The organism is Winogradskyella maritima (genome assembly GCF_042650215.1).
Classification (GTDB): domain Bacteria; phylum Bacteroidota; class Bacteroidia; order Flavobacteriales; family Flavobacteriaceae; genus Winogradskyella; species Winogradskyella maritima.
The window spans coordinates 924,010-949,214 of the sequence record NZ_JBHSAT010000004.1 but is presented as its reverse complement, the minus strand read 5'-3'; the positions used below and the strand labels follow the sequence as shown (position 1 = coordinate 949,214).

The 25,205-nt window shown below is 38.4% G+C and carries 25 protein-coding genes and 1 tRNA gene; 10 read left to right on the top strand and 16 right to left on the bottom strand.

Annotation, left to right across the window (positions count from 1 at the left end):
- Positions 1 to 137: 137 nt before the first annotated feature.
- Together ACFOSX_RS05275 and ACFOSX_RS05270 are read right to left on the bottom strand one after the other, a co-directional pair.
- Entirely contained in the window at positions 138 to 1,910 is a 1,773-nt protein-coding gene (locus ACFOSX_RS05275; protein ID WP_386097729.1) for a ParB/RepB/Spo0J family partition protein, read from the bottom strand.
- Between the two features lie 373 nt (positions 1,911 to 2,283).
- Positions 2,284 to 2,365, bottom strand: a tRNA-Leu gene (locus ACFOSX_RS05270).
- A gap of 222 nt (positions 2,366 to 2,587) precedes the next feature.
- On the opposite strand from ACFOSX_RS05270, the gene ACFOSX_RS05265 reads away from it, so the two are divergent.
- The 6 genes from ACFOSX_RS05265 to ACFOSX_RS05240 all read left to right on the top strand — a co-directional run bounded on the left by ACFOSX_RS05265 (position 2,588) and on the right by ACFOSX_RS05240 (position 10,356).
- Positions 2,588 to 3,976 (top strand): dipeptidase, encoded by a 1,389-nt coding sequence (locus ACFOSX_RS05265; RefSeq protein WP_386097727.1) that lies wholly within the window; start codon positions 2,588 to 2,590, stop codon positions 3,974 to 3,976.
- Positions 3,977 to 5,227, top strand: coding sequence for a DoxX family protein (locus ACFOSX_RS05260; protein WP_386097725.1), 1,251 nt, complete (start codon positions 3,977 to 3,979; stop codon positions 5,225 to 5,227).
- Positions 5,228 to 5,330: 103 nt separating this feature from the next.
- Positions 5,331 to 5,702, top strand: coding sequence for a BlaI/MecI/CopY family transcriptional regulator (locus ACFOSX_RS05255; protein WP_386097723.1), 372 nt, complete (start codon positions 5,331 to 5,333; stop codon positions 5,700 to 5,702).
- An 87-nt stretch (positions 5,703 to 5,789) separates the two neighbouring features.
- Positions 5,790 to 8,531 carry a M56 family metallopeptidase gene (locus tag ACFOSX_RS05250; protein WP_386097721.1) on the top strand — a complete coding sequence of 914 codons (2,742 nt, stop codon included), beginning with the start codon at positions 5,790 to 5,792 and terminating at the stop codon, positions 8,529 to 8,531.
- A 219-nt stretch (positions 8,532 to 8,750) separates the two neighbouring features.
- Positions 8,751 to 9,851: a DUF4407 domain-containing protein gene (locus tag ACFOSX_RS05245; RefSeq protein WP_386097719.1), complete on the top strand. Its 1,101-nt coding sequence runs from the start codon at positions 8,751 to 8,753 to the stop codon at positions 9,849 to 9,851.
- Positions 9,852 to 9,888: 37 nt separating this feature from the next.
- The gene (locus tag ACFOSX_RS05240; protein ID WP_386097717.1) at positions 9,889 to 10,356 is read left to right on the top strand and encodes a YybH family protein; all 468 of its coding nucleotides are present in this window, start codon (positions 9,889 to 9,891) and stop codon (positions 10,354 to 10,356) included.
- A 30-nt stretch (positions 10,357 to 10,386) separates the two neighbouring features.
- On the opposite strand, the gene ACFOSX_RS05235 is transcribed toward ACFOSX_RS05240, so the two are convergent.
- The 10 genes from ACFOSX_RS05235 to ACFOSX_RS05190 form a co-directional block, all read right to left on the bottom strand.
- A complete protein-coding gene (locus ACFOSX_RS05235) occupies positions 10,387 to 10,647 on the bottom strand; it encodes a DUF1272 domain-containing protein (RefSeq protein ID WP_386097715.1) in 261 nt (86 codons plus the stop codon).
- The gene (locus ACFOSX_RS05230; RefSeq protein ID WP_386097713.1) at positions 10,647 to 11,222 is read right to left on the bottom strand and encodes a PhnA domain-containing protein; all 576 of its coding nucleotides are present in this window, start codon (positions 11,220 to 11,222) and stop codon (positions 10,647 to 10,649) included. The genes ACFOSX_RS05235 and ACFOSX_RS05230 overlap by 1 nt, the downstream gene beginning before the upstream one ends.
- A gap of 44 nt (positions 11,223 to 11,266) precedes the next feature.
- Positions 11,267 to 11,632, bottom strand: a complete 366-nt coding sequence (locus tag ACFOSX_RS05225) for an MmcQ/YjbR family DNA-binding protein (protein ID WP_386097711.1) — start codon at positions 11,630 to 11,632, stop codon at positions 11,267 to 11,269.
- Between the two features lie 132 nt (positions 11,633 to 11,764).
- The gene (locus tag ACFOSX_RS05220) at positions 11,765 to 12,631 is read right to left on the bottom strand and encodes a PIN domain-containing protein (RefSeq protein ID WP_386097709.1); all 867 of its coding nucleotides are present in this window, start codon (positions 12,629 to 12,631) and stop codon (positions 11,765 to 11,767) included.
- A 15-nt stretch (positions 12,632 to 12,646) separates the two neighbouring features.
- Positions 12,647 to 13,045: a hypothetical protein gene (locus ACFOSX_RS05215; RefSeq protein WP_386097707.1), complete on the bottom strand. Its 399-nt coding sequence runs from the start codon at positions 13,043 to 13,045 to the stop codon at positions 12,647 to 12,649.
- Positions 13,046 to 13,142: 97 nt separating this feature from the next.
- Positions 13,143 to 13,751, bottom strand: coding sequence for a DUF4230 domain-containing protein (locus ACFOSX_RS05210; protein WP_386097705.1), 609 nt, complete (start codon positions 13,749 to 13,751; stop codon positions 13,143 to 13,145).
- A gap of 1 nt (position 13,752) precedes the next feature.
- Positions 13,753 to 14,505, bottom strand: a complete 753-nt coding sequence (locus ACFOSX_RS05205) for a cyclase family protein (protein ID WP_386097703.1) — start codon at positions 14,503 to 14,505, stop codon at positions 13,753 to 13,755.
- Positions 14,502 to 15,746 (bottom strand): coproporphyrinogen-III oxidase family protein, encoded by a 1,245-nt coding sequence (locus ACFOSX_RS05200; RefSeq protein ID WP_386100232.1) that lies wholly within the window; start codon positions 15,744 to 15,746, stop codon positions 14,502 to 14,504. The genes ACFOSX_RS05205 and ACFOSX_RS05200 overlap by 4 nt, the downstream gene beginning before the upstream one ends.
- Positions 15,747 to 15,771: 25 nt before the next feature.
- Positions 15,772 to 16,377 (bottom strand): crossover junction endodeoxyribonuclease RuvC, encoded by a 606-nt coding sequence (gene ruvC / locus ACFOSX_RS05195; protein WP_386097701.1) that lies wholly within the window; start codon positions 16,375 to 16,377, stop codon positions 15,772 to 15,774.
- Positions 16,377 to 17,009, bottom strand: a complete 633-nt coding sequence (locus tag ACFOSX_RS05190; RefSeq protein WP_386097699.1) for an outer membrane beta-barrel protein — start codon at positions 17,007 to 17,009, stop codon at positions 16,377 to 16,379. The genes ruvC and ACFOSX_RS05190 overlap by 1 nt, the downstream gene beginning before the upstream one ends.
- Before the next feature lie 24 nt (positions 17,010 to 17,033).
- Between ACFOSX_RS05190 and ACFOSX_RS05185 the strand changes: the two genes are divergently transcribed.
- Genes ACFOSX_RS05185 through ACFOSX_RS05170 form a run of 4 tightly spaced genes read left to right on the top strand, consistent with a single transcriptional unit; the run spans position 17,034 to position 20,806 of the window.
- On the top strand, positions 17,034 to 18,005 hold the full coding sequence (locus tag ACFOSX_RS05185; protein ID WP_386097697.1) for a hypothetical protein: 972 nt from the start codon (positions 17,034 to 17,036) through the stop codon (positions 18,003 to 18,005).
- A gap of 44 nt (positions 18,006 to 18,049) precedes the next feature.
- Positions 18,050 to 19,144, top strand: a complete 1,095-nt coding sequence (locus tag ACFOSX_RS05180) for a glycosyltransferase (RefSeq protein WP_386097695.1) — start codon at positions 18,050 to 18,052, stop codon at positions 19,142 to 19,144.
- A 51-nt stretch (positions 19,145 to 19,195) separates the two neighbouring features.
- Complete coding sequence (locus ACFOSX_RS05175) at positions 19,196 to 20,068, top strand: hypothetical protein (protein ID WP_386097693.1); 873 nt, start codon at positions 19,196 to 19,198, stop codon at positions 20,066 to 20,068.
- Complete coding sequence (locus tag ACFOSX_RS05170) at positions 20,069 to 20,806, top strand: Bax inhibitor-1/YccA family protein (protein ID WP_386097691.1); 738 nt, start codon at positions 20,069 to 20,071, stop codon at positions 20,804 to 20,806.
- Here the strand turns inward: ACFOSX_RS05170 and ACFOSX_RS05165 are convergent.
- Genes ACFOSX_RS05165 through ACFOSX_RS05150 form a run of 4 tightly spaced genes read right to left on the bottom strand, consistent with a single transcriptional unit; the run spans position 20,803 to position 25,115 of the window.
- Positions 20,803 to 21,279, bottom strand: a complete 477-nt coding sequence (locus tag ACFOSX_RS05165; RefSeq protein ID WP_386097689.1) for a hypothetical protein — start codon at positions 21,277 to 21,279, stop codon at positions 20,803 to 20,805. The genes ACFOSX_RS05170 and ACFOSX_RS05165 overlap by 4 nt on opposite strands.
- A 41-nt stretch (positions 21,280 to 21,320) precedes the next feature.
- Positions 21,321 to 22,427, bottom strand: a complete 1,107-nt coding sequence (locus ACFOSX_RS05160; protein WP_386097687.1) for a tetratricopeptide repeat protein — start codon at positions 22,425 to 22,427, stop codon at positions 21,321 to 21,323.
- A 37-nt stretch (positions 22,428 to 22,464) separates the two neighbouring features.
- Positions 22,465 to 24,753 (bottom strand): energy transducer TonB, encoded by a 2,289-nt coding sequence (locus tag ACFOSX_RS05155; RefSeq protein WP_386097685.1) that lies wholly within the window; start codon positions 24,751 to 24,753, stop codon positions 22,465 to 22,467.
- Positions 24,753 to 25,115, bottom strand: a complete 363-nt coding sequence (locus tag ACFOSX_RS05150) for a BlaI/MecI/CopY family transcriptional regulator (protein ID WP_386100229.1) — start codon at positions 25,113 to 25,115, stop codon at positions 24,753 to 24,755. The genes ACFOSX_RS05155 and ACFOSX_RS05150 overlap by 1 nt, the downstream gene beginning before the upstream one ends.
- Between the last annotated feature and the right edge of the window lie 90 nt (positions 25,116 to 25,205).

Sequence of the window (25,205 nt, the reverse complement as noted above, 5' to 3'; positions counted from 1 at the left end):
TGAACCCTTCCGATGCATTATTAGAAGTATGAATGTACCCATCTGTACTTTTTATCAGCCGTAAAACAATCAAACCTGGATAGTAAATAAAAAGAGGAGCCGGCACGAATGCCGACCCTTCTTTTCAACAACAAAAGCTACGCGTTAAGCTTTTTGACTTTCTTTTCATGAACTGCAATTCGCTCTTTCAAACGTGTTTCACGCTTATTTCTCTTTTCGCTGTATTCCTTCTCAATGCCTGCAATCTTAGATTTGTAATATCCCTGCATCGCATTGTAGAATGAAATGTTCGTCAAGTTATTAACGTGATTGCTCTCACCAAAATGTACTTGCTTGGTAAGCATATATCGAATCAGCCTGTGGAAGATTTCCTTTTTGAAGTTCTTCTTGAAATTCTCAACAATTTCAATTCTGGTCATCTTGGCAGTATTTCCTAACAATTTTGAAAAGTATTTCTGTTGGCTCATATAATCCACATTGTTCTCAAAAAGTGATATCGAGAACGCCACCATTTCATCTGTTGAAAGTGTTTTCTTCGTCTCAACATAATTCGTTTCCCTAATCATTTGGACGACTTCTTCAAACTGCTTGTTGTTTTCGATGTGCTTCTTACGGATTTCCCTTTCGTTGATTTTCACGATTTGTTCTTCGGGCGTACAATCCGCCATTTTTCTATTTTCCAATGGTGCTGAATACTCAGTTGATTTCTCAATCACCTTGACAAACACTTCCTTGTTTTGGTAAGTCTCAGGATGAAAAACGATACCATTTGCAAATCCATTTTCCTTGGCTGAATTGTATGCTTCCAATTCTTTATTATAGTCCTCTATCGTTTCCTTAAGTTCTCCATTCAGTTCGTCCTCGGAATAATCGTAATGTTGGTACTCTTTCTTAATGGCCTCAATTGTTGGCTTTACTGGATTTTCGATGATTTCGACATCATCCAGTAGATATACCTTCAAGCCATTATTTTCCAACTGTGAAATAATAAGCTGATTGTTTTCGTCATCTGCCCAATATTGTCGTATTTCAGGAATCAGTAGTACATTCTCTTTTTTGAATTTTTCAATCAGATTTAAGAACGATTTACTTTTCTTTGTCTCAAAACAAGCTGATTTTGTGCAGACCATTTTACCTTCGCCGAACAGATTGCCTTGATTGGCCGCATTGAAAGGACACTCTACGCAAGACCCAGCTTTCGGCACTAACTTCTTATCCATTACATCAAAAGATGCTTTTTCCAAGTCGTAGGTCTGGTCTTTAATCATCCTGTTGATTTGATGGGCATTGAAATCATCGCCCATCGTTTCCAACATCATTAACTGTTCTTCCGGTGCAAAGAGTGCAACACCAACACCCAGCGAAATCGTCATTTCACCATTGCGAACAAAGTGCTTAAATCCATCTATTAGACCTGCCAATTTTAATCTTTGTCGAATGAAGTTGTCCGTTCTGCCCAGTCGTTTTGCAATTTCAGTCGGTGTATACCTCTCGCTCAGGTAAGCTATTGATTCAGCTTCCTCAGTAGGCTCAACATCCTGTCGTTGCAGGTTTTCGATAATCTGAACTTCCAAAATTTCATTGTTCTCATAATCCCTTACAATGCACAGGATAGTTGCTTTATTTGCCATTTTGCTTGCGCGAAATCTTCTTTCGCCCATCACTATGATGAAATCCTTTCCAGATTTCCGTACCGTTATCGGTTGCAGTACACCGTGCTGTTTGATACTTTCGGAAAGTTGTTCCAAATGTTTTTCGTCAAAGGTCTTTCGAGGCTGTTCTGGGTCAGCCTTAATTTTGCCGATGGGAAGGTTCTGAATTTCCAGCTTGGCAGGATTTCCGTTCACTTTAGAAGTGACAGCAGTCTTCGCTCTACTTCTTCTCTTTGTGGTACTTGCTTTTGATGTCATAATACTCAAATTTTAGATTAAACAATATTTGAGCAGGAACCAAACGGAAGACAAAATCTTGGCTCAAAAGGAAACGGAATAAATAAGCGAGGGCAGAAGCATTGGCTTTATGCTGTAGTCTTTTGATGGAAGTATTTTACGAGTTTAAATTGCGGATATATTGTATGATAAAAAACCCTAATAGAGTTATCCACTTTGTAAAATTTATGGAATGGAAGATAGGATAGTAGTGTTTAATATCGAATGAGATTAAATAGCCTTGAAATTAATCTTAGGTCAAAAAAATCAAAAATGTTGTACCTATGTTGTACCCAAACAAAAAAACCTCCCAAAATGGGAGGTTTTATGACTGAAAATTTTTCAGTCGAAAAAGTGCGGGCGGGGAGACTCGAACTCCCACACCGTAAGGCACCAGATCCTAAGTCTGGCGTGTCTACCAATTCCACCACGCCCGCTTTTTCAATATTTTAAGAACTTTTATTAGGTTAAATCCTAAGTCTAGCGTGTCTACCAATTCCACCACGCCCGCAATAGTTTTTTGCCAAATTTCAGGGGTTGTGCTCCGTAGCTTTAGCAAAGGAGTGCAAATATAAACAATAGTTTCAAAATTCAAATAGCTTTCAAATAATTAATACTGCCCGTGTTTTCTTATTTTTGTTTGAAACGAACTACCAATTATGACAGCCATTTCAGACTATATTTCAAAACATAAAGACCGCTTTTTAGAGGAATTGATTGACCTGTTAAAAGTCCCGTCCATTAGTGCCGATTCTGCTTACAAGGAGCATACCATCAAAACAGCGGATATCATCAAATCACGATTGCTCGAAGCGGGTTGCGACACCGTCGAAGTTTGCCCAACAGATGGTTATCCTATCGTTTATGGCGAAAAAATCATCGAACCTGACTTACCGACAGTTTTGGTGTATGGCCATTATGATGTGCAACCGCCAGACCCATTGGATTTATGGGACTCGCCCCCGTTTGAACCCGTCATTAAAAAAACAGACATACACCCTGAAGGCGCCATCTTTGCACGTGGGGCGTGCGATGATAAAGGCCAGATGTATATGCACGTTAAGGCTTTGGAATTTATGACCAAAAACAACCAACTCCCCTGCAATGTAAAGTTTATGATTGAAGGTGAAGAGGAAGTCGGAAGTGTCAATCTCGCTCATTATGTCAAAAACAATCGAGAAAAACTGGCCAACGATGTCATCTTGATTTCGGATACGGGAATGATTGCCAACGACATCCCATCCATTACCACAGGACTCCGCGGTTTGAGTTATGTTGAAGTGGAAGTCACGGGCCCGAATCGGGATTTACATTCAGGATTATACGGCGGTGCTGTGGCGAATCCTATTAATGTTCTGACCAAGATGATAGCTTCGCTTCATGATGAAAACAACCATATTACTATTCCAGGATTTTACGATAAGGTTGAAGAGCTTTCCAACGAAGAACGCGCCGAAATGGCCAAAGCGCCTTTCTCCTTGGAGGATTACAAAGATGCTCTGGATATCGATGCCGTATATGGCGAAAAAGGCTATACTACCAACGAGCGTAATTCCATAAGACCAACCTTAGATGTTAATGGCATTTGGGGAGGCTACACGGGCGAAGGTGCCAAAACGGTCATCGCCAGCAAGGCCTATGCAAAAATTTCCATGCGTTTGGTGCCCAACCAAGATTGGGAAGAGATTACAGAACTATTCAAAACGCATTTTGAAAGTATCGCACCAGCAGGCGTCAAGGTTGAAGTGACACCTCATCACGGTGGACAAGGTTACGTTACCCCAATTGATACGATTGCCTATAAATCAGCATCTAAAGCCTATGAAACTACCTTCGGAAAAACCCCAATCCCACAACGAAGCGGGGGAAGCATCCCGATTGTGTCTTTGTTTGAAGACCAATTAAAAAGTAAAACTATTTTGATGGGCTTTGGGCTGGACAGCGATGCTATCCATTCACCCAACGAGCATTTTGGTATTTGGAATTACTTGAAAGGCATAGAAACCATCCCGTATTTTTACAAATATTTCACTGAGATGAAGTCATAAATGCTACTGTCGCAAGTCTATACAGAACAATGGTCTAACGGTCGAAAGCTTTTGCTCAGATGGCTGTTTAGCTATTTTTCGCTGTACATTTTTATGATGTTTGCGAGTGGATTATTTGCAACACCGTTTAAATGGATTGGGCAAAATATCCTCGGATTCACTTATGATTTTTCAGTAAGTGGCAATGGCAGTGGTGACAATACTTATGCCTATGTAACACTTTTTGTTAACCTAGTCCTAGCTTTTCTTATTACTGCCATCTGGACGGTCACTGACCGAAAGCGTCCCAGCTATAACCATCTGATGTATTGGTTTATTCTCATGCTACGCTTCACGCTGTTTGTAGCGATGTTTGTGTATGGCTTTGTTAAAGTATTTCAGATTCAATTTGGCTTTCCGTCTTTATCACAATTGTTAGAACCGATTGGAAACATGACCCCGATGGGACTAGCTTGGACTTATATGGGCTACTCCAAAGGCTTTGGGATGTTCGCCGGCCTTATGGAAGTTATTGGCGGACTATTGCTTATCAGTCGCCGTACTCAAACGCTCGGCGCTTTCATCATCATTGGTGTAATGACCCATGTGTTTTTGATGAATATGATGTTTGATATCCCTGTGAAACTCCTGTCTTTGCATCTCATTTTAATGGCCTTGGTGATTTTTCTGGCGGATATAAAACGTTTCATTAGCGTTTTTATAACGAATAAATCCACTGAAGCCCATCCGTTTTTCCATCCGAATTCAGACCCAACATATTTTAAAATCCTTCCAAGAATCAAGACGGGCTGTATTCTTTTTTTAGTTGGTATTATTTGCTTTATGGCTTATCCCATTGAAAAAAAACGTAGAAATCCTGACAAGGACGCCCTACTTTATGGCATTTGGGAAGCCAAAACGTTCATTAAAAATGGAGACACTTTAGTGCCTTTGGTTACGGACAAAGACCGTTGGCGCTATTTTATTGTGGAAAGCAAAAAAAGAGCTGTCGCTAAAACCATGACGGATGGTTATCTCGGTTTTGAAATTGAAGTGGACACTGCACTTCAAACTTTAGCTTTAAAACCTATTCGGATGGAAGGACCATTCAATACCTTTTCGTTTGAACAGCCCACGCCGTTACAACTAAATATCCAAGGTAAGCTAGGCGAAGATGCGTACACCATTCATTTTCAGAAGAAAAATATAGAAAATTTCAACCTAGTGAATACTGGATTTCACTGGATTAGCGAACGGCCTAATAATCGTTAATTTTAGTTTTCAAATCTCAATGTATTGAAAAAAAATTTACTCTACACTTGTAGAATTCAAATTTATTTCTACATTTGTAGAGTTAACTCTAAGAATGTTGAAGATGCAATTATCCAAAACCGAAGAACAACTGATGCAACACCTTTGGAAGCTCGAAAAAGCTTTTATGAAAGATTTGCTAGATGCTTATCCTGAGCCAAAGCCCGCAACCACAACTATTGCTACCTTGTTAAAGCGGATGATTGACAAGGGTTTTGTCAACTATGTGACGTACGGAAAATCACGCGAGTATTTCCCTTTGGTAAAGAAAGAAGACTACTTCTCCAAGCATGTGAATGGCCTCATTAAAAACTTTTTTAACGATAGCGCCTCTCAATTTGCGTCGTTTTTTACGACCGAAACCGACCTCTCTAAGTCTGAACTTCAAGATTTAAAAGCCCTTATCGATAAAGAAATTAAAAAGAAACCGCAGTAGTAATTATGTTTTTAAAATTCCGAGTTTATAATCTACAAGGTTAATGAGACCAATTCAAAACAATAAATATCAACGAATTAAATAGCCATGTTGTATATCTTATTAAAATCGGGCGCATGCCTAGCCGTCTTTATGATATTCTATAAAGTGGCCTTAGAAAAACAACCGTTTCATCACTTTAAAAGAGCCTATTTGTTAGGGGCTTTAATCGTATCGGGTGTTATTCCTTTTCTCACATTTACCAATTATGTAGACGTGGTGCAAGACCCCAACGCACTCAATCTTTTAATGAATGACGCCACCTTGCCTTACATGGATTTTGAAACACTTCCAGAAGAACCCACAAACTATTGGCCATTTGTTTTATGGTCCATTTACGGTATAGGCGTGCTCATTTTTGGGGTTAAATTTATTCTGAATTTGAAAACCCTTTACACAAGAATACAACATAACGAAAAGCGAAAAGCCTCCAGTTTTATTCATGTATTGCTTCAAGATATATTGCCACCGCATACCTTTTTCAATTATATATTTCTGAATAAATCGAAGTTTGAAGATAAGGCTATCCCACAAGAAGTCCTACTTCATGAAGAAACCCATGCCCGCCAAAAACACAGCATTGATGTTCTGTTTATAGAATTGCTTCAGGTCATCTTCTGGTTTAATCCATTGCTGTATTTCATAAAAAGAGACATCAAACTCAATCACGAATTTTTAGCCGATGCCCAAGTGTTGAAACACGGTATTTCTGCGAAAAACTATCAAAATACACTGCTCCAATTTTCATCACCGAAGCATGATTGTCAGTTGGCCAACGCCATCAATTATTCATCAACCCGAAACGCCGTCGGCGTCATCAAAAAACGATTTACACTTATGAAAACACAATCTTCACCTCAAAGAAAATGGCTAGTTGGCCTTTTAATTGTTCCGCTTTTAGCCGGACTTGTTTATAGTTTTTCAAATCATGAAACTGTGGAAGTTTATACAGGAAACTCAAATACAATACATCCTATAAACGTTGATATTAAAGAAGAAAATAAGATTACGCTAAACGGAGTTTCAACCAAAAGGACAGATTTAATTTCAAAAATTCAATCTATTAATGCACACTTATCAAAATCGGAAATAATGGAATTCGTTTCGGTGTCTTTTATCATACCAAATAAAACTTATGTAGAGTTTGTGAAAGACATACAGAAAGACCTTCGAGGAATTTCTATTTACAATTCGTCCACGGCATATTATGATGGCCTTAAAAATGTAAATAAGAAAGCTAAACACTCTTCATTCTATGCAGGTCTCACCATTGTAGAAGCCAAAGCCAAAAGAGATGAAATGTTTAGCCCCGAGAATATGGCTGAAGTTGAAAAGTCCATTAAAAATAATCCTCAATGGAGTTACTCGGTTGGAGTAGATTATGTGGAAGAAATTCAAGATTCACAAGTCAAAATTTATAGAGAAGTTTCAGAGACCTATCATAAAGCCATCCGTGAATATATGAAAGGCCCGCAGACAAACAATTCTGAATTAAAACTTTTATACAGTAAAGCAATCAACATGTATAAAGCATTTTCTCAGGAAAAAATAGAAACGCATAATTTAAAGCCCGTGCCTCCAGCACCAGCACAATATAAAACTCCAAAAGAATCAATTAAACAAAACCCACCAACCAAAAAAGAACTCGCCGATTACAATTCATGGGCAAAAGCTATTAACGACAAAATGGCCAAGGCAGAGAAGAACAAATCAAATGACTACCCAATTGTTAAACAAAAAGATATCATTCGTCATAAAGACACTTATGATAGAATGACCGAAACACAACGAAATTCCGCCCAACCTTGGCCTAATTTTCCGCCGCCGCCACCGCCACCACCGCCTCCATTGCCAGAAGAAGCGATTGGTAATCTTAAAGATGTACACATCAATTCATTTAATTATTGGGCCAAATATCTAAAGGGTGAAAATCCGAACCCGAGATATACCACTGACGAGATGTACGAGTACTATTATAAGATGTATAACGCGATGACGGATGAGCAAAAGAAAAAGACAGAGGGCCTACCTCCGCCTCCGCCTCCAAAATCTAAAAAACCAAAACAAGTCGCTGAAACGGAAATAGAAACTATTATAGAACAGGAGCCAAAAAAGGTCTCAAAAGAAGTCATAGACCGCTACGCCAAAGCGCATCCAGAAGCCGTAACCAAGGCCAAAATAAATGGTCAAATTGAAGAAATCGTTGAAATCCCAGAAGACCAGGAAGGCACAACGACTATCTATGGCGTCAACTACAGATATGTGATTAAAGATGGTGTTACCAAATACTACGCACCAAAAGGAAAAAGCTATACCGAAGAAGAGTTTAAAGCCCTTATAAAAGCCATTGAAGCGAAACAGCCAAAAACTAAAACTAGTGGCAAAAACGAGAAAGGTGGGCCTAATGCCAATGCCGAAAACCTTCATTCGGATAAGGAATTAAAAATTAGACAAGTAATATTACATGCGAGTAAAAATCAGAGCAAACCCTTAACTTATCAAATTAATGGTAGTCCGAGTTCGGCAGAAGATGTTGAAACATTTATTGAAAAACATCAAGACGCTAATGTTAGCTTTATTGATTCCGAAAAAAGTATTCTAAATTTTTCTGATAATATAGGTACAAAAATGAGTTTGGAAGACTTACAAAAAGTTTATACAAAAGTCTTTAAAAATTATAAAAAAAGTAATGGAGGTTTAGTTATTGAGGCTATGACGGAACCTAAAAACAATAGCAATAAAGGTGGGCCAAATACAGAAATTGACTCTTTTGATCCAACTAGACATTAAATAAATGTTTGATTGAATATTCCAGACCTGTCAGGTTTCTAAAACCCGACAGGTCTTTTTTTTTCCAAAACTGTAACAAATCCAAGGTTTTAGCGTTCTAATAATTCAAAATCTGTCATTCTGAACTTGTTTCAGAATCTCGCCTTTATGGTTTTTAGACACTGAAACAAATTCAGTGAGACAGTGTGAGACAATCAAACCAATCAAAAAACAATCACAATGCTAAAACAATTCTTTATCATCTGCTCTGGCGCAGATACCGATATCCTCAAGGAATGCTCCATCGGCGAGCAAAACAAATATGCCGGACTCGGTGCCACCGTTTTCTTTACCGCTTTAATGGCGACCATTGCTTCGAGTTACGCACTTTATACGGTGTTTGATAATCTATTCGCCTCTATCTTTTTTGGGTTGATTTGGGGGCTTTTAATTTTTAATCTAGACCGCTACATTGTCTCAACCATTAAAAAGCGTGATAATGTGTTGGACGAATTACTTCAAGCCACACCGCGTATTTTCTTGGCGGTTATTATCGCCGTCGTTATTTCAAAACCTTTAGAATTAAAGATTTTTGAAAAGGAAATCAATCAGGTGTTATTAGAACAAAAGAATGATTTAACCTTAGCGAATCAAAATCAAATCGCTGAGCAATTCACACCAAAAATTGAAGCCCTTAACGCTGATATCGTAACCCTTCAATCGGAAGTTACTACCAAAGAAGCTGAGGTCAACGCTTTGTATGATATCTATATCTCTGAAGCCGAAGGTACCGCCGGTACGCAATTGCTAGGCAAAGGCCCAGTCTACAAAGAAAAACGCGAAAAGCATGATACCGCTTTGGCTGAATTACAACAGCTTAAAGCCGACAATTCAGCAAAGATTTCCGCTATTGAAACCGAAATTCTGAATCAACAAAATTCATACAATGCCAATGTTACCGATTCACAACCCATCATTGATAATTTTGATGGGCTTATGGCGAGAGTCAACGCTTTGGGTGAATTGCCGTGGTTACCATCGTTCTTTATTTTCTTACTATTCTTAGCCATAGAAACGTCGCCGATTCTCGCAAAATTAATGTCGCCAAAAGGTGAATTCGATTTTAGATTACAGGACCAAGAAACCACCGTGAAAACGTGGACGATGCAAAAAGTCAATGAGCGTAAGTTGTTGCTGTCTACGGATAACGAGATAAACAATAAAGTCTACAAAGACATCGCGGAAGAAGAAGCTGTGATTGCTTACAAGCATAAAAAAGCCCGTGAACTGATGCAATTGCAAGCGGATGCCTTCTTTAAAAATCAGAAGTCTGCACTTTAATAATTCTTAGTATTTTTAGGATATAAAACTATATCCCATGAAATATCTCTTACTCTTGCTCGTCTCCCTGATGTGTTACAGCTGTATCAGCGTCAAAGCCGACGTTAACAGCAATTCAACCGTCTATACTTCAGATTATAACCAAGACCGTAGAGCGATTCTCCAAGTCATGGAAGCCCAAGAAATCGCTTGGAATAATGGTGATATGGAAGTCTTTATGCAAGGCTATTGGAAAAGTGACTCCCTGAAATTTTATGGTAGTAATGGCCTCACAAAAGGCTGGGACAATACACTCGCAAATTATAAACGTGGTTACCCAACCAAAGCCGAATCGGGCACACTAAACTTTGTTATCAATGATGTTTCTGCTATTGAAAACCAAAGCTATTGGGTGATGGGCGAATATCATTTAAAGCGTGAGGTCGGCGATGCCGATGGTGTCTTCATCATCATCTTTAAGAAAATAAATGGCGAATGGAAGATTGTGGCGGATATGTCTTGTTAGACTTGCTAGATATTTAGATTCTTAGACGTTTTAGTTTTTTAGATTATCTAACTGCTTTTTTAAATCTACGGGCTTGTGTACTATTTCAGTAGACACAGGATACTTCTCTAACAAATGCGCTGGGCGTATGGGACGCTTTTCAAAACCGCCTCCACAATTGGGGCAAACCTGTTTTAATTTTTCTACACATTCGGAACAGAAAGTACATTCAAAAGTGCAGATATGAGCATCTTCAGCATCAAAAGGCAACGCTTTATTACAGTTTTCGCAGGTTGGTCTAATTTGAAGCATTATAATTTCTTTACGTATTGGGTAATTATGACGATTTGTTGGCCGTCAACTTTACCTTCGATATATTCGGCATTGTCTCTATCCAATCTTATATTCCTCACTGCAGTTCCTTGCTTGGCAACCATACTCGAACCTTTTACTTTCAAATCTTTGATGAGAACTACCGAATCACCATGGTCTAAAATCACGCCGTTCACATCTCTATGAATAATGGCATTCTCATCGGTTTCTCCATCGCCTGCAGATTTTGCTTTTTCTAAAACATCATCATCCAGATACATCATATTTAGTAAGTCAACTGACCAATCCGCCTCAATTCTATTGAGCATACGCCAAGCCATAATCTTAACCGCATCATGCTCACTCCACATGCTATCGTTGAGACAGCGCCAATGATTGTGCTCTATCTGTTCTGAGTCGTCCATTTGAATTCTACAAGTCTGGCAAGCGTAAAGTGCAGTGTTTAAACCATCTTCTTTTAATTCTGGAATACTATATACGTCTAACTTTTCTGGGCTAGCGCATAATTCACACTGATTATGACTTCTATTTTGAAGGTCTTTTTCTAATGACATTATTTTAATTTAAGCTACAAATGTAAGCCTTAGTCGGTAACCTGTTAAAGGGTTTTCCTCAGTTTTTTAGGAAGGGTTTTTACGACTTCATCATAAGAATGGTCAATCAAATCAAAAATAAATTTGGTGTCTAATTCGCCTGTAGAAAAGTGCACCGAATTCCACAGCTTCTTACTCATGTGCCAGGCCGGGGTAATGCTCTCATGGGTTTCCCGAAGTTCTATGGCGTACTCCGGATTGCATTTCAGATTCATGAACCCTTCGCCACTTTCCCACTTTTTGAGGGATGCCAAGGCAAACATCTTGTTACAGACTTTAAAAACCAGCGTATCATTATCGAACGGAAAATGTTCCGTCACGGCTTTTTTAGACATGCAGTAATTTCTGTATTGCTCTATGTTTAAGCTCATATTATTTCCAAAATAAACATTTCGACTAGTTCTTATACTAAAGCTTCAGCGAATCGCATGCGCTGCTTAACAACCTCGTATAAATGTCATTTACGGGTTAATATGCTAAATTTTAATAAGTACTGACTATATCTATTCCAATTCATCAGTGTCATATATTGTTAAATTTGCCAATTCAGCTTTGTTTTGAAAATTTATATCTGCTGACACAAATATTACATTATCTGACGGTTTATTAACTTGTAATTCAAGAGCATTTGCTATAATTCTGTCGTCATTATTGTTAGGGTCAAGCCAATTCAGGGTTCTGTCAAAGTTTGGTTCAGTTGCAATCATTCTTACAGTTATAGTTTTATTCACTTTAACACCTTGCAAAACATTCCCTTGTTTCCTGTAACCTTTAAGTCTTTTTATAACTGATTTTACTTTTTTCCGAAAGTCTTCATTTCTATGTGATATTTTTAGCTTATCAAGTTCAGATAAAACTGTAGGTAGAATGACCAAATCAAATTTATCAGTATTGGTAACTTTGTTATATTCAATTGGGTTAGGATATTGAATCAAAGAATTTGTGTCTGGTAATATTATTATCCGGTTATCTTCTTTATTTAATAACTCTAAAAATTCTTTAAAGACATTGGTCTGTGTTCTAAATGAGTTTTTACCTGATTCAATAGATGAAGGCGCTCTTTTTTGTTCAATTAAGTTTATAATCCTACCGTTTGCGTCTTTAATTGTTTTTAAAATTTTCGGGGTTGCTTTGTGTAGTAAAAGTTCAAAATTTGAATAAAAAGAATTGTATTCTTGTCTAAGTCTAATTTGATTTTTTTCATCTTTTTTATCCCAATGATATTTACTTGCTCCTAAAATTAAACTATTACTATTTGCATTTAAGTCATGATAGTAAATAGAAGAATTGTCCAACATTTCATCGATGATAATGCCTAAACTATCAATTTCAGTTTTTAATTTTTCTATGTAAGACAGATTCCCGTTCATGTTGTCTACAGCAAATTATATATTCAATTTCTCTTTCAAATCTTCCAATCGCTCTTTCAATCTTTCAAGCGACTCTTCATTCAAATACTCTTTATTAATCCTGATGGTTTTGTTTTCCGATAGAACGACATAATCCCCAGCAAAATATTTAATTTCTGCGATGTCTGAAGTAGGAATTCGCTTTCCGAACCACCAATTTTGTTTTATTTCGGAATTGGAAATAGTCATATAACCATTAGATTTTCTTTGAGCGTATATATACACGTAAATCAAACCCAAGATTAACCAACCCAAACTTAACCACCACTGGTCAAACATTAACCATACTTGAATAACCCCAAGTAGAAGCCACACCAACCCCAAATAAAGAAATTGTTTTAATTGCTTTTTCTTATAGTTAATTTTTAGTGTCATTTAAGTCTTTTACAAATGGTATTAATCTTCCCTTTCATGGGATTCCTGCTCCCGAAGCGTCGGGACAGGAATGAAAAATTAGGAATGGCAGAGAGACTTACTCCAAAAGTTTTTGTTCCTCACTATCTAATTTCAAGGCTGAATAATCCAAACGCCAACCAATGGTTTCCACCAAAGTTTCAATGATTTTTATGGCTTCCAAAGCTTCAGTCCGTGCTACGCTGTACAAACCACTTTCTGGGATTTTACTCGCAATATGCTGTTTAGCACGATTATGCAATTCGGTTAAGTCCGACGCTTCAAACCGATTGAACATGCCGTCCTTTTTATCGTAATAATTGATGTTGGATTCAATCGAAAGGACTTCTGGCTGAGGGAATTTGGTTAAAACCACACGTTTCGTTCGGGTATCGGTTTCTAAACTTAATTTGCTTAAGTCGAATCCCACATGCGCTTTCGCATTAATAACGACTAAGGCTTTTTTTCGGCTGGCAATGAGTTTTAGAAATTTTTCCTTGACGTCTTCATAATGGTAAATTTCGGCAAAGTCGCCTTCCACCGTAATGAACTTACAGACGCGTTTAATCTTGTCTAGCAGAATGACCGACTGCTCATTCACTTTTTGTTTTTGACGCCACTGTCTCACAAGGGTAACGATACCCAAAGTGACCAGTATACTTATGATTATGATAAAAAATGCTTCCAAATTATTGCTCTAAAACTTTATATAAAATCGGTTTACTCGGCGTGGCGTCGTTTTCAAAAGGTGCAATTTGAAGGTTTAAAAAATAACAGCCATCCTGCACGTTGTTGGGTACGTAAATAAATTCTGTAATCGTAGCGTCCTTGCGCGCTTTACCTTCTGTATTCCAAAAGGCATTATGTCCTCGTAGTTCTCCTCCATCGCGCTCACGGTCTACCGAAGGCTGGTCAATCAATAAATGCTTCACCCCTTTTTTGACCAAATACTCAATAGCATCTTGCTTTAAATATGGCCAGTTGGTGTTGGAGTATTGCTTAGTCTTTTTGTCCTTCATGTTAGGAATGGTACGGATGACAATAGCATCGCGTTGTTTATTGCCGATAGCAAATCGTAACTGCTTCGCTGAAATAACCTCATCCTTCATATAATTTTCTGGCGCTACTGTAATGACTTCCGCCAGAAAGAAAAACTGTTTCAATTGCTTGTTTATGGAATATACCTTCTCCGTAATATGCCCCAAAGTTTCGGTATGCGTACCGTGCGAATGCGGGTTGAAGGTAATGGTATTGAAATTTACGGAAGCGCCTTCAGAAACACTGACCGTTTCCCCATCAAAAACTTCGGGTTGAATTTTCGGTGGCCCAATGTACCACGCATTAACGTTCTTTGCGCCATCTCGTATTGGGATAGAAATATCCAAGGGTTGTGACAAATCAATCTTTAGTTTTCTGGAGCCGTATTCTATGGTTGCAATCAAGATAAATTCAGTTTAAAAAGTTCTGAAGCTATTCCATCACTCAAAAACTGTCCTTTTTTAGAGACGAATAGCTTATCGCCATCAAGATACAATAATTGCTGTTGAATGAAAGGCTCGGCTTGTTGCAAGATATAGGCTCTGTAAATTTTCCCGAAGCGCTTTTCGATACGCTCAAGTGAAACGCCCCAAATGGTTCTTAACCCCGTCATCACATATTCGTTATAACGGTCTGTAGTACTCAACGTTTCTTGTTCCGCTGGAAGACTGCCTCGTTCTATGGAAGCAATGTATTTTGAATTGTTTCGCACATTCCAACTGCGTTCCTTTCCATTGAAAGAATGCGCAGATGGCCCGATGCCGATATAGGATTTGCCTTGCCAATAGCTCGAATTATTTTTACTAAAAAAGCCTTCCTTTCCGAAGTTCGACAGCTCGTAATGCATGAAACCTTCATCTTCCAATTTCTCCTTTAGTATGAAAAATTGTTCCTCAGCTTGTGCTTCGTCCACATCAGCAATCAGACCTTTTTTTATAAACGATTTTAATGCCGTTTTCGGCTCTACAGTTAGTGCGTAGCTCGAAATATGAGGCACGCCAAAACTCAAGGCCGTTTCTATATTTTGAAGCCATTTGTCATTTCCTGAATTTGGAATGCCATAGATTAAATCAAGTGAAATATTATCAAAATAACGGATAGCTTCTGTTAAGCAAGCTTTTGCTTCGTCGGCGTTATGGGCGCGATTCATCAATTTTAAATCGTCTTCAAAAAAGGATTGGACGCCGATAGAAAGACGGTTGATGCCTATGCTTTTATAATTTGAAAAAATACTATCCGTCAGACCTCTCTCCCGAAGATTCGGAACCGTTCGAGGGGACAGAGAAGATGTATTCAGATTTTGCACCAAGTCATCAGGGTTTGCTTCTAGTGTTATCTCTGGGTCGTTTGAAACCCTGAAATTTTTAAAAACCGTATCAATCAAAAATTGTAATTCGTCAATCGTCAATACCGATGGTGTGCCTCCTCCAAAATAGATGGTTTCTACCGTGGCATTTTTGAATTCGTTTTTGCGTAATTCTATTTCTTTTGCAAGTGCCAAGACCATTTGGTCTCGCTTTTTTAATGAGGTAGAAAAGTGAAAGTCACAATAGTGACAAGCCTGCTTGCAAAAAGGGATGTGAATGTAGATACCTAAAGCCCCTCCTAGCCTCCCCGAGAGGGAGGAACTTTTACTCGGACGGATATGCCTATCACTGTTGGACAACTATTTATCTCTTTTTATTCCGTAAATCGATGATTGGCGAGTTGCTTTTACCTGCTTTGGACGTTTGAGGACTACTATTTTGCTTCACAAAAGCTGACCATCCTGTATAACTTTTACCAATGTCTATGCGTCCTTGATTATAGAAGTGACAAACCGCCGCCGCCAGTCCGTCCGTGGAATCTAAGTTCTTGGGAAGTTCCTTTAAACTCAATAAACTTTGAAGCATTTTAGCAACCTGTTCTTTGGTAGCATTTCCGTTTCCGGTGATGGCCATTTTTATTTTCTTGGGGGAATATTCAGTAATCGGCACCTCTCTAGACAAGCCCGCCGCCATCGCCACGCCTTGTGCCCTCCCTAACTTCAACATACTTTGAACATTTTTTCCGAAGAAAGGGGCCTCAATCGCAATTTCGTCCGGATGATGGGTGTCGATGAGTTCTACGGTACGTTCAAAAATAAGCTTGAGCTTTAGGTAATGGTCATCGTACTTTTTAAGTTGAAGTTCGTTCAATTGCATAAACTGCATTTGTTTTCCGACGACTTTAATTAGCCCAAAACCCATGATAGTGGTTCCTGGGTCAATCCCTAAAATGATTTTTTCTTTCGACATTAATCACAAAATTGGCATCCACTCAACGAAATGGACACCCCAAAGGTAAGGTTATTTACACTGCCATTAAAAGCGCCCAAACCAGATAGTGCCGGGTCGTAATTTTCTAAATCTGTAAAACCGTGGATGTACGAATAGTCCAAATAAACAGAAACTTTTTCACTGAGTGCGTAATGAATTTCCAATCCGGCCAGCCAATTAAGGTAGGATTGCTTGTTTCGGTCTAAATTGTTTAGGGGCGTGGCAAAGCTATACCCCGGTCCTGTATGAAAAACGGTTCGGATTTCACTTGGCAAAAAGTAAAACACAGAAGAAGGGTCGTACACAAATTGGACGTTTATACGGGAATAATTTATTTTGAATTCAGGCGAATTCTCCTCATTAGACATTCGATTAAATCCGTAATCCAATTTTGCGCCCATCTTGGTATTGAACATATGTTGAACACCGAGATTAACGGTCGGAAGATTGATGGAGTTGGCGGTGGCGCCTTCTACAAACCCATTTTGAGATGGTGAATTGATACCTAAAGCGATTTGGGCTTTCCAAGTATTTGTGGTTACCCGTTGCGATAGACCTATGGCGAAACAGCCAAGGAAGACACAAAGGAGGTTGGTTTTGAGGTTATTCATCTATTTTTTGGTTTAATTTGCGCTATGCACTATGGCCTGCCCTACAAAACTAAACAATTCTTTACGCTACTTATTAAATTGAGTATCGTTGTTGGCGCCGGCTACTTCATCGTTACCAAATTAACGGCGCAGTCCGATTTATATTTTTCCGATTTCCTGAAAACTATTATCCAAAATGGCATCTTAAATTTTGAAAATCTACTGATTCTATTGGGATTATCCCTTTTAAATTGGTCCTTGGAAATCTATAAATGGAAAGCCTTGGTTTCGTTTGAAACGCCAATATCATGGCAAAAATCGGCACAGCAATCCTTAGCCGGATTAACAGCCTCGTTCATCACACCAAATAGATTGGGCGATTATGGTGCTAAGCTGGCTTATTTTAATGCTTCAATACGAAAGCGAATTGCGCTCCTGAATCTTCTCGGTCACATGGCGCAAATGACGGCAACGACTGTATTAGGTTTGATTGGATTCATCTATATGATTCTAAAATTTAATATCGATATCTCTAGTTACAAACTGCTTCGGGGCGTAGTTATTTTGGCCACAGTTGGTGCGCTTTCTGTATTTGGACTACGCCAAAACAAATTTCGAATTAAAGGCTTTTCCTTATCCCGAATCTTGAATTACATAAAGCATGAGATGCCATTTACGCTTCACCTAAAAACATTAGGGCTTTCGGCATTACGTTATTTCTGTTTTTCGTTTCAATTGTATTTTATCTTAATGCTTTTTGGTGCTTCATTGACGCCTTTCGAAGGGTTTATCGCCATTACCAGTTTGTATTTTTTAGCTTCTATTGTTCCAACACTAGCGATTTTTGATGTCGTGATTAAATCGGGCTCAGCGATTTATATTTTATCTTTTTTTGATATATCCTCGTGGCTGGTTTTATCGGCAATGACACTGATGTATTTGCTCAATTTTGTGCTTCCAGGTTTGTTTGGGAGCTATTTTGTCCTCAATTTTAAACTTCCAAAACAAGACACTTAATGTTGTTAACCGCTTTACTTATTTGCCTGGCATATCTGTTTTTGATGCTTTATTTTTTAAGAGGGTTCAACAGGCAAAAGGATTTCTTACTCAGTGAAATTGAACCTCAAACCGCCTTCACCATCGTTGTCCCGTTTAGAAACGAAGCGAAGAACCTTCCTACGTTGTTGCGGTCATTTTCAAATTTGAAATATCCGAAAGCGCTATTCGAAATTATCCTCGTTAATGACATGTCTGAAGATGATTCAATTGGCGTTATTAATGAATTCCTCAATTCGAAATCGGGTAAAAACCTGAAAAATATTATTCAAATTAATGACCGAATTATTTCGACGAAGTCTCCAAAAAAGGATGCCATAACAACGGCAATCCATTTGGCCAAATACGATTGGATATTGACCACCGATGCCGATTGCGCTGTCCCTCCATATTGGTTAGATACTTTTGACCAATACATTCAAACTAATGATTGTGTTTCAGTATCTGGTCCCGTAAAATTTACGGGCTTGTCTAGTTTTTTGACGCGCTTTCAGATTCTGGATGCTTTGAGCCTTCAGGCCGTGACACTTTCAAGTTTTGGACTTCAAAAACCCATGTTGTGCAACGGCGCTAATTTTGCCTATAAGTTATCGGCCTTTAAAGAGGTAAATGGATTTGAAGGGAATACCAATAGCGCGAGTGGCGATGATATGTTCTTGTTGGAAAAATTTAAAACATCCTTTCCAAAACAATCGCATTTTCTAAAGTCTGACAAAGCCATTGTGACGACTTTGGTTGAAAATTCAATTGGGGACTTAATGGACCAACGGAAACGCTGGGTGTCCAAAATGGGCGCTTCAAAAAATGGGCTTTCCAAACTCAGTGGTGTTATCGTTACACTCATGAATGTATTGCTGATTGCCTTGATTCCATTGGTTCTTTTTAATATAATTCCAGCGTCTTCGGCGGGTATGATTGTTCTGATTAAATGTAGTGTTGACTTGCTTTTGGTCTTTAAATCCGCTCGCTTTTTTGAGCAGGAAGGTGCCTTGTTATCATTTGTGTTTGCTAGTCTGCTCTATCCGTTTTTCAACCTTTACGTGGTCATTGCCTCACTGTTTGGGACGTTCCGTTGGAAGGACAGAACCTTTTCATCTTAAACGATTTGTGATATTTTTGCTAGATTTACCTTAAACCCAAACCTCAACACTATGAAAAAGTTTATAATTCTCTTGATTTGCCTGACGCTTTTTCAAGTGACCGAGGCACAGGACACCTACGATATTAATGGAGAACGATTAGAATTAAAATCCCTGTCTAAAGGCCGACTCGATTTGTTCATGACCACCACCGATGGCTCAAAACGCTTTTTCGTTAAGAAAGATGAAGGCGATTTCATAGAGCTAAAACAAGCTATCGGCGCTAATGGACAGGCCCAATATATTTCTACCCTTGCAGAGTTGACCAATGACTCTGATGTGACCTTAGAAAAGGTGAAATTTACACGTGCAAGCCTGAATAATTTTGTCGGATTTTACAATTATAAAAAAGCGATTGAAACCGAGGATGGAAATCGGGATTATCCTGTAAACTTTAGATTCGGATTTTCAGGTGGCGTTACCAATAATCCTTTTGTCACCAATCCAGACAATATACTTTCCCCAATGTTTGGTGTGGAATTGGAACTGTATGGAGACACGGATACGCCAAGACATTCAGGGTTTTTACAAGGGAGACATAGTTTTTCATCTGATGACTTCAACTATAGCGCTACCGAATTTTCCCTTGGCTATCGCTTTCGGATAATAAATCAAGAACGTTTCAATATTTACGTGCAAACAAAGTTCGCCACGCTTAATTTTATATCTGAAGAATTGCCAGTCTTAAATGGTCAAATGGTTACAGTTGAAGAAGTCAACGAAACGGAATTCAACCTACCCTTAATTTTTGGACTGGGAACCGACATTAAAGTGTCTGACCATAGTTATTTGACCTTGATTTTTGGCGAATTGTTTGCCATCTTTCAAGAGAATCAGGGTAATTTTCCAACGGATATTGCACTGGGTTATAAATTCAATCTGTAAATGTCTTTACGCTCATTAAAATCTTCAAATCCGGTTTTTAGCGATTATTTTTGGGAGGATAACAATTCGGGTTCACGGAAAATGTCTGTCTTTGGCATTTTTATCAAATCCTTCATCAGTATTTTGGTCATTTCGGGCATCGTCGCTTACATCTGGAAACTCAGCGAAACCGGACAATCCGTGCGTTGGTTTACCCTTGGCGGTATGCTCGGCGCTATTGTTATCAGTATTTTTATTTCGGTACGTCATCATTGGGCACCTTTGCTTGTTCCGCTTTACGTCATCGCTAAGGGTTGTTTTTTAGGTGGCTTTTCGGCTTATGCCCATAATCATTTTCAGGAGTTGCCTTATCAAGCTATTGGCGTGACGATTGTTACCTTTTTTGTAATGCTGATTTTGTATCAAACTAGAATTATCGTTGTGACCAAACGTTTGAGAAGTGTTATCATTACTTCGGTTGTGAGCATTATGGTGGTCTATCTAATTTCTTGGATTCTAAGTTTTTTCGGAATTAAGAGTTACATCTGGGCAACGTCTTGGTTTGCCATTGGGTTTAATGTGCTTGCGTCTATCGTCGCTTCTTTTTCGCTTCTTTTGGATTTTGATTATATAGAACGTTACAAAGGTCGTGCGCCAAAACAAAAAGAATGGCTCGCCACTTGGGGGCTTTTAGCGACCTTGATTTGGCTGTATGTGGAGGTCTTAAGATTGATGCAGAAACTGGCGATTCGGTTTTAATCAATCTGAATAATAATCGGCAATACAAACTCCGTGCGCACTTGCTGACCACGCTTGATTGCTGGATAAACTTTTGGCAATTCTACGATACTTTGGCGCAACAGACTGTCAAGTTTTGGTATGGATGCCGAAGTGCTTTCTTTCACTTTCAAATTTAGTATAGACAATGCGCCCATTTTGTCAATGGAAAGTTTCATAGAAATAGTATCCGACACATCATCGTAAGCTAATAAATCCTGCTCGGCTAAATAAGTATTGACATGATTCAATAAGGTATTCTGAAAACAATTTCGGCGTGCATCCTGCCCCGAAACCCCATCACAACTCGAAAAACTTGGGTATTCGTCAACAGCATTCCAATCAATAGTTTGCAATTCTTCTTGGAGTAAATCTTCTGAATAGACCTTTTTATTGTCGAAATATTGACAAGACGCAAGGAGCACAAGAAGAAGGAGACCAATCAGCCGTTTCATAGGTTGGGTTATGAAACTGAAAAGTACAATTTTTTTAAATGTTAGTCTTTCTTGTTGAACTTTTCTTCTTTTAATTCGGTTAAACGGTATTTGGCAAAATCGGATAAACGATGTTCGTTATGTTTCTTAATGAAGGCCTCGTACAAACTGATTTTAGTATCGATGTCTTCATAATATTCGTCTTTTGTCCTGAGCAAAAATAGTTCTGTAAAGACATCACTTGGGTCTTCTTTTAATGCGGTCTGAAAGGCTTTTATCGCTTCTTTATATTTCTTCTGGCGATTGTAAACCGTACCTAGATTTCTATACTCTTCGTTAAGTGGCACATCTTGAAGCGCAATGGCTTGCGACATGTATTTTTCCGCATTGGCAAAATCACCCAAACGCTGGTACCAAGAGCCAATGACATATAGTGAAGCTGAGTTTCGGGGATTGTAGGCCAAGGCCAATTTTCGCTGTTCAATAGCAGGCTCGTAATCTGAATTTTCAGAATAGCAGACACTCAATAACTCATGAATCATCTCGGAGCGTTCGCCATTTTCTATCAAGCGTTCAAACCAAGGAATGGCATTGGTATAGTATTGCTGGTGGTAAAAATTCTGGGCTTTGAGACTAATTAATTCTAGATTGTTCGGGTAGCTTTCCAAGCCTTTATCAATATAACGATGCGAGGCTTCATGATTTCGTTTAACCAAATGAAACCGTGCTAACTTGTAAATAGCTTTTTGGTGGGTTGGGTCTAATTCATAAGCCGAATAGAATCTGTTTTGCGCGGTGGAATCATTCAGTTTTTCTAGTACTAAGCCTTTTTGGTAATGATAATTTGGGTTTCGGTAATCGGTATTGATGAGTTCACTGAATAATTCTGAAGCTTCCTCGTACTTTTTGGAATTCATTAAACGCTTGGCGTAATCGTACTTATAGAGTGCATTTTCAGGTTCGTTCTCCACCGCTTTTTTATAGTGCTCCAAGGCCTTGTCATAATTTCCCAAAGCCACATAGGCTTTTGCGATGTTATAATCGACAGTTTTGTCACCGTCAAAGGTTTTGTAGGCATCTATCGCCTGACTGTACTTGCCTTCTGCAAACAAATTATCTGCAACAGTCAATGCCGAAGACTGGGCTCCGGCATAACTTAGTGTGACCATTAAAAATAGGCTTAAGTATTTTACCATTTATGAATTTTTAGTTATGTACTTGAAAAGTAATTGGTAAAGCATAAGATACATCAACAGGTTTTCCATCTTGCCGTCCTGGAATAAATCTAGGTAATGATGATACAACTCTTTCTGCCTCCGCTTCTAATTTAGGATGACTTGCCCTAGATTTTACAGAAAAGACCTCTCCTCTTTTAGAAATTTTAAATAATACTTGAATATTCTGACGCCCTGTGACACCCAATTTTTGAGGTAAATCCAAGTTGAAATTTTTATTGACAAATTTTGCGACCTCATTACTTGTACATTTTTTCCTTTCATCTTTTGAAGCCAAATCTTTGCATACTTCATAAGTGGGAATAACCTCAACCTCTGAAAACGGTATAGCATCCGATAAGCCCATATCTTTGTAGAGGTCTTTTTTCAATTGTTCAAATTCTGGACCGCTGGCAGACTTTTCTTCAGATGGACTATCGCCTGCAACTTGAAAAAGAATAGGCAAGGAATACGGTACAGTCACAGCTTTTCCACGTTGCTTTCCTGGAATCATTTTTGGCAATGAAGCAATAACACGCTTGGCCTCCGTTTCTAAAGCAGGATGCGGTGCTCTTGCGCCTATGGATGTGATGTTTCCTTCCTTATCCACTTTGAAAAATACTGAGATGCGTTGTCGACCCGAAAGCCCTAGTTCTGTTGCTAATTCTGTATTGAAATTCTTATTAACGAATTTGGCAATCCCTTGAGACGTACATTGTCGCTTTTCATCATTTGTGGATAATTCAGAACACGTTTCAAATATTGGAGGCTCTTCAATGACTCCGAAAGGAACCTCGATAGACTCTTCTACTTCTTCTATAACGACATCGTCTACAACATCTACAACATTATTACTTTCAGCTTTTTTATCTACCTCAATTAGCTGTGATGAATTTCCGTCAGTAATGTAAAGTGAGTGCCAAAAATCATCCCTTTCAATTAGAGCCATTTTCTCATCGAATTTTTTCTGCTCTTCTACCGTTTTGTTGGAAAGGTCTTTAACGAATAATTTCTGAACTCCGTTTTCAACTCTTGATTCCCAATACTTGATATATTTTTCGGATTTTGCATTTTCCAAATAATCAGCATACGTGGCGTTTTCATTTTGAAACCTCTCTAGTCGTTCAATTTCAGATTCGGTTGCTGTTCCTTTCTTTATTTTTTGCCTCACTCTGTCATTGTGCACAACTTCTACAAATGCCTTTAGTCTGGCAAATTCATCTAGTGACATCGTAAATTTCTGTTTATCCCATTTAGAAATCTCGAATACCTCTTCCATTTCACCTTCATCAGAAAGCGCCTTGAATTTTTCATAATAATGACGTACTAATTCTTTTTCATTTTGATAATTACTTGGAACAACAATAGTCTCCGTAATCGTTTCCTGTTCTTTTTCCTGAGCTCTGACATCTGCCGAGGTGTAAATCAACATCCCAAAAACCATAGGGATTAATAAGGCATATTTGGCAAGTCTGTGCTGTTTGGATTGTGCTTTCTGTAACATAGCTATTCGTTTTTTTAGTAATGATGAATTGAAAAAGGTATTGGTAAAACTCAGGTTTTGAGTTTCAAATACTTGATTCAATAAATTTTGATAGTATTGTTTTTTTCCTTCTTCCTTTACTGCAATGGCGTCTGCGATAAATTCATGCAAGGTTTTAATTCGGTTTTGGTACATGTACACCAAAGGATTAAACCAAAAAATGATTTTTAGACCTTCAAAAAAGAGCAAGTCGAATGTATGTTTTTGGTTGACGTGGACCATCTCGTGCGTCATGATAGAATCGCGTTCGGTGGCTTCAATTTTATCGCCAATAAAGATGTTGTTGAAAAAGGAAAAAGCCAGTGTGCTGTTGAGTAGTTTCACAATAAGGATATTGCCTTTCCACTGTTTGGGATTCTTCGATTTTAACCAAAAAAGACGCATCAGTTTAACCGTAAATATCAACGTTGCTATGGCCAGTCCAGCATAAAATACTATCTGCCACCATGGGGTTTGCGGTTGTTCTAAGACAATGCCAGCTTGTAAAGCAACAGCAGTATCTATAGTAGAAGGTGCAAGCTCTCCTACGATAACCTCGGGCAGGCGAATGACAACGTCCTTGGTTATGGATTCCTTTAAAACGGGAATTTTAATCAACGGCAATACCAATGACAATACGCTTGTGATAAGCAGGTATGCACGGTTATGATTAAAGAAGGTTTCTTTTCTTAAAAACAGGTCGTAAATCAGTAGAAAAACGAGCTGAATGGCAATGGTTTGTAAAATATAATAGAGCATCAGTCGTCGTTTTTATTGATTTCTTTAAGTAGTGCTTCGATGTCGTTGACATCCACATCATTTTTCTTTACAAAGAATGATACCATACTTTTAAACGAACCCTGAAAGTAATTATCCACCAAAGTATTTAGGGATTGGTTGCTGTAAGATTCTTTGGCAACAACGGGAAAATAGTGGTGGCCTTTGCCTTGCTTTTCGTAATCCACAAAACCTTTAGATTCTAAAATCCTTACAATAGTGGATACCGTATTGTATGCCGGTTTTGGTTCTGGCAGGGTTTCAATCACTTCCTTTACTGTGGCTTTTTTCAATTGCCATAAGGATTGCATGATTTCCTCTTCTGCCTTGGTAAGTTGTTTTATGGATGCCATTTTTACTAATTTTTGATTCAATCTGAATACAAATATAACTAATTATTTAGTTTTAACTAATTTTTTAGTTTAAATGTAACA

Bases quoted from the DNA above. Each gene is read 5' to 3' on its own strand.
- ACFOSX_RS05275 (WP_386097729.1), bottom strand. From the start codon at position 1,910: ATGACATCAAAAGCAAGTACCACAAAGAGAAGAAGTAGAGCGAAGACT.
- ACFOSX_RS05265 (WP_386097727.1), top strand. From the start codon at position 2,588: ATGACAGCCATTTCAGACTATATTTCAAAACATAAAGACCGCTTTTTA.
- ACFOSX_RS05260 (WP_386097725.1), top strand. From the start codon at position 3,977: ATGCTACTGTCGCAAGTCTATACAGAACAATGGTCTAACGGTCGAAAG.
- ACFOSX_RS05255 (WP_386097723.1), top strand. From the start codon at position 5,331: ATGCAATTATCCAAAACCGAAGAACAACTGATGCAACACCTTTGGAAG.
- ACFOSX_RS05250 (WP_386097721.1), top strand. From the start codon at position 5,790: ATGTTGTATATCTTATTAAAATCGGGCGCATGCCTAGCCGTCTTTATG.
- ACFOSX_RS05245 (WP_386097719.1), top strand. From the start codon at position 8,751: ATGCTAAAACAATTCTTTATCATCTGCTCTGGCGCAGATACCGATATC.
- ACFOSX_RS05240 (WP_386097717.1), top strand. From the start codon at position 9,889: ATGAAATATCTCTTACTCTTGCTCGTCTCCCTGATGTGTTACAGCTGT.
- ACFOSX_RS05235 (WP_386097715.1), bottom strand. From the start codon at position 10,647: ATGCTTCAAATTAGACCAACCTGCGAAAACTGTAATAAAGCGTTGCCT.
- ACFOSX_RS05230 (WP_386097713.1), bottom strand. From the start codon at position 11,222: ATGTCATTAGAAAAAGACCTTCAAAATAGAAGTCATAATCAGTGTGAA.
- ACFOSX_RS05225 (WP_386097711.1), bottom strand. From the start codon at position 11,632: ATGAGCTTAAACATAGAGCAATACAGAAATTACTGCATGTCTAAAAAA.
- ACFOSX_RS05220 (WP_386097709.1), bottom strand. From the start codon at position 12,631: ATGAACGGGAATCTGTCTTACATAGAAAAATTAAAAACTGAAATTGAT.
- ACFOSX_RS05215 (WP_386097707.1), bottom strand. From the start codon at position 13,045: ATGACACTAAAAATTAACTATAAGAAAAAGCAATTAAAACAATTTCTT.
- ruvC (WP_386097701.1), bottom strand. From the start codon at position 16,377: ATGTCGAAAGAAAAAATCATTTTAGGGATTGACCCAGGAACCACTATC.
- ACFOSX_RS05190 (WP_386097699.1), bottom strand. From the start codon at position 17,009: ATGAATAACCTCAAAACCAACCTCCTTTGTGTCTTCCTTGGCTGTTTC.
- ACFOSX_RS05185 (WP_386097697.1), top strand. From the start codon at position 17,034: ATGCACTATGGCCTGCCCTACAAAACTAAACAATTCTTTACGCTACTT.
- ACFOSX_RS05180 (WP_386097695.1), top strand. From the start codon at position 18,050: ATGCTTTATTTTTTAAGAGGGTTCAACAGGCAAAAGGATTTCTTACTC.
- ACFOSX_RS05175 (WP_386097693.1), top strand. From the start codon at position 19,196: ATGAAAAAGTTTATAATTCTCTTGATTTGCCTGACGCTTTTTCAAGTG.
- ACFOSX_RS05170 (WP_386097691.1), top strand. From the start codon at position 20,069: ATGTCTTTACGCTCATTAAAATCTTCAAATCCGGTTTTTAGCGATTAT.
- ACFOSX_RS05165 (WP_386097689.1), bottom strand. From the start codon at position 21,279: ATGAAACGGCTGATTGGTCTCCTTCTTCTTGTGCTCCTTGCGTCTTGT.
- ACFOSX_RS05160 (WP_386097687.1), bottom strand. From the start codon at position 22,427: ATGGTCACACTAAGTTATGCCGGAGCCCAGTCTTCGGCATTGACTGTT.
- ACFOSX_RS05155 (WP_386097685.1), bottom strand. From the start codon at position 24,753: ATGCTCTATTATATTTTACAAACCATTGCCATTCAGCTCGTTTTTCTA.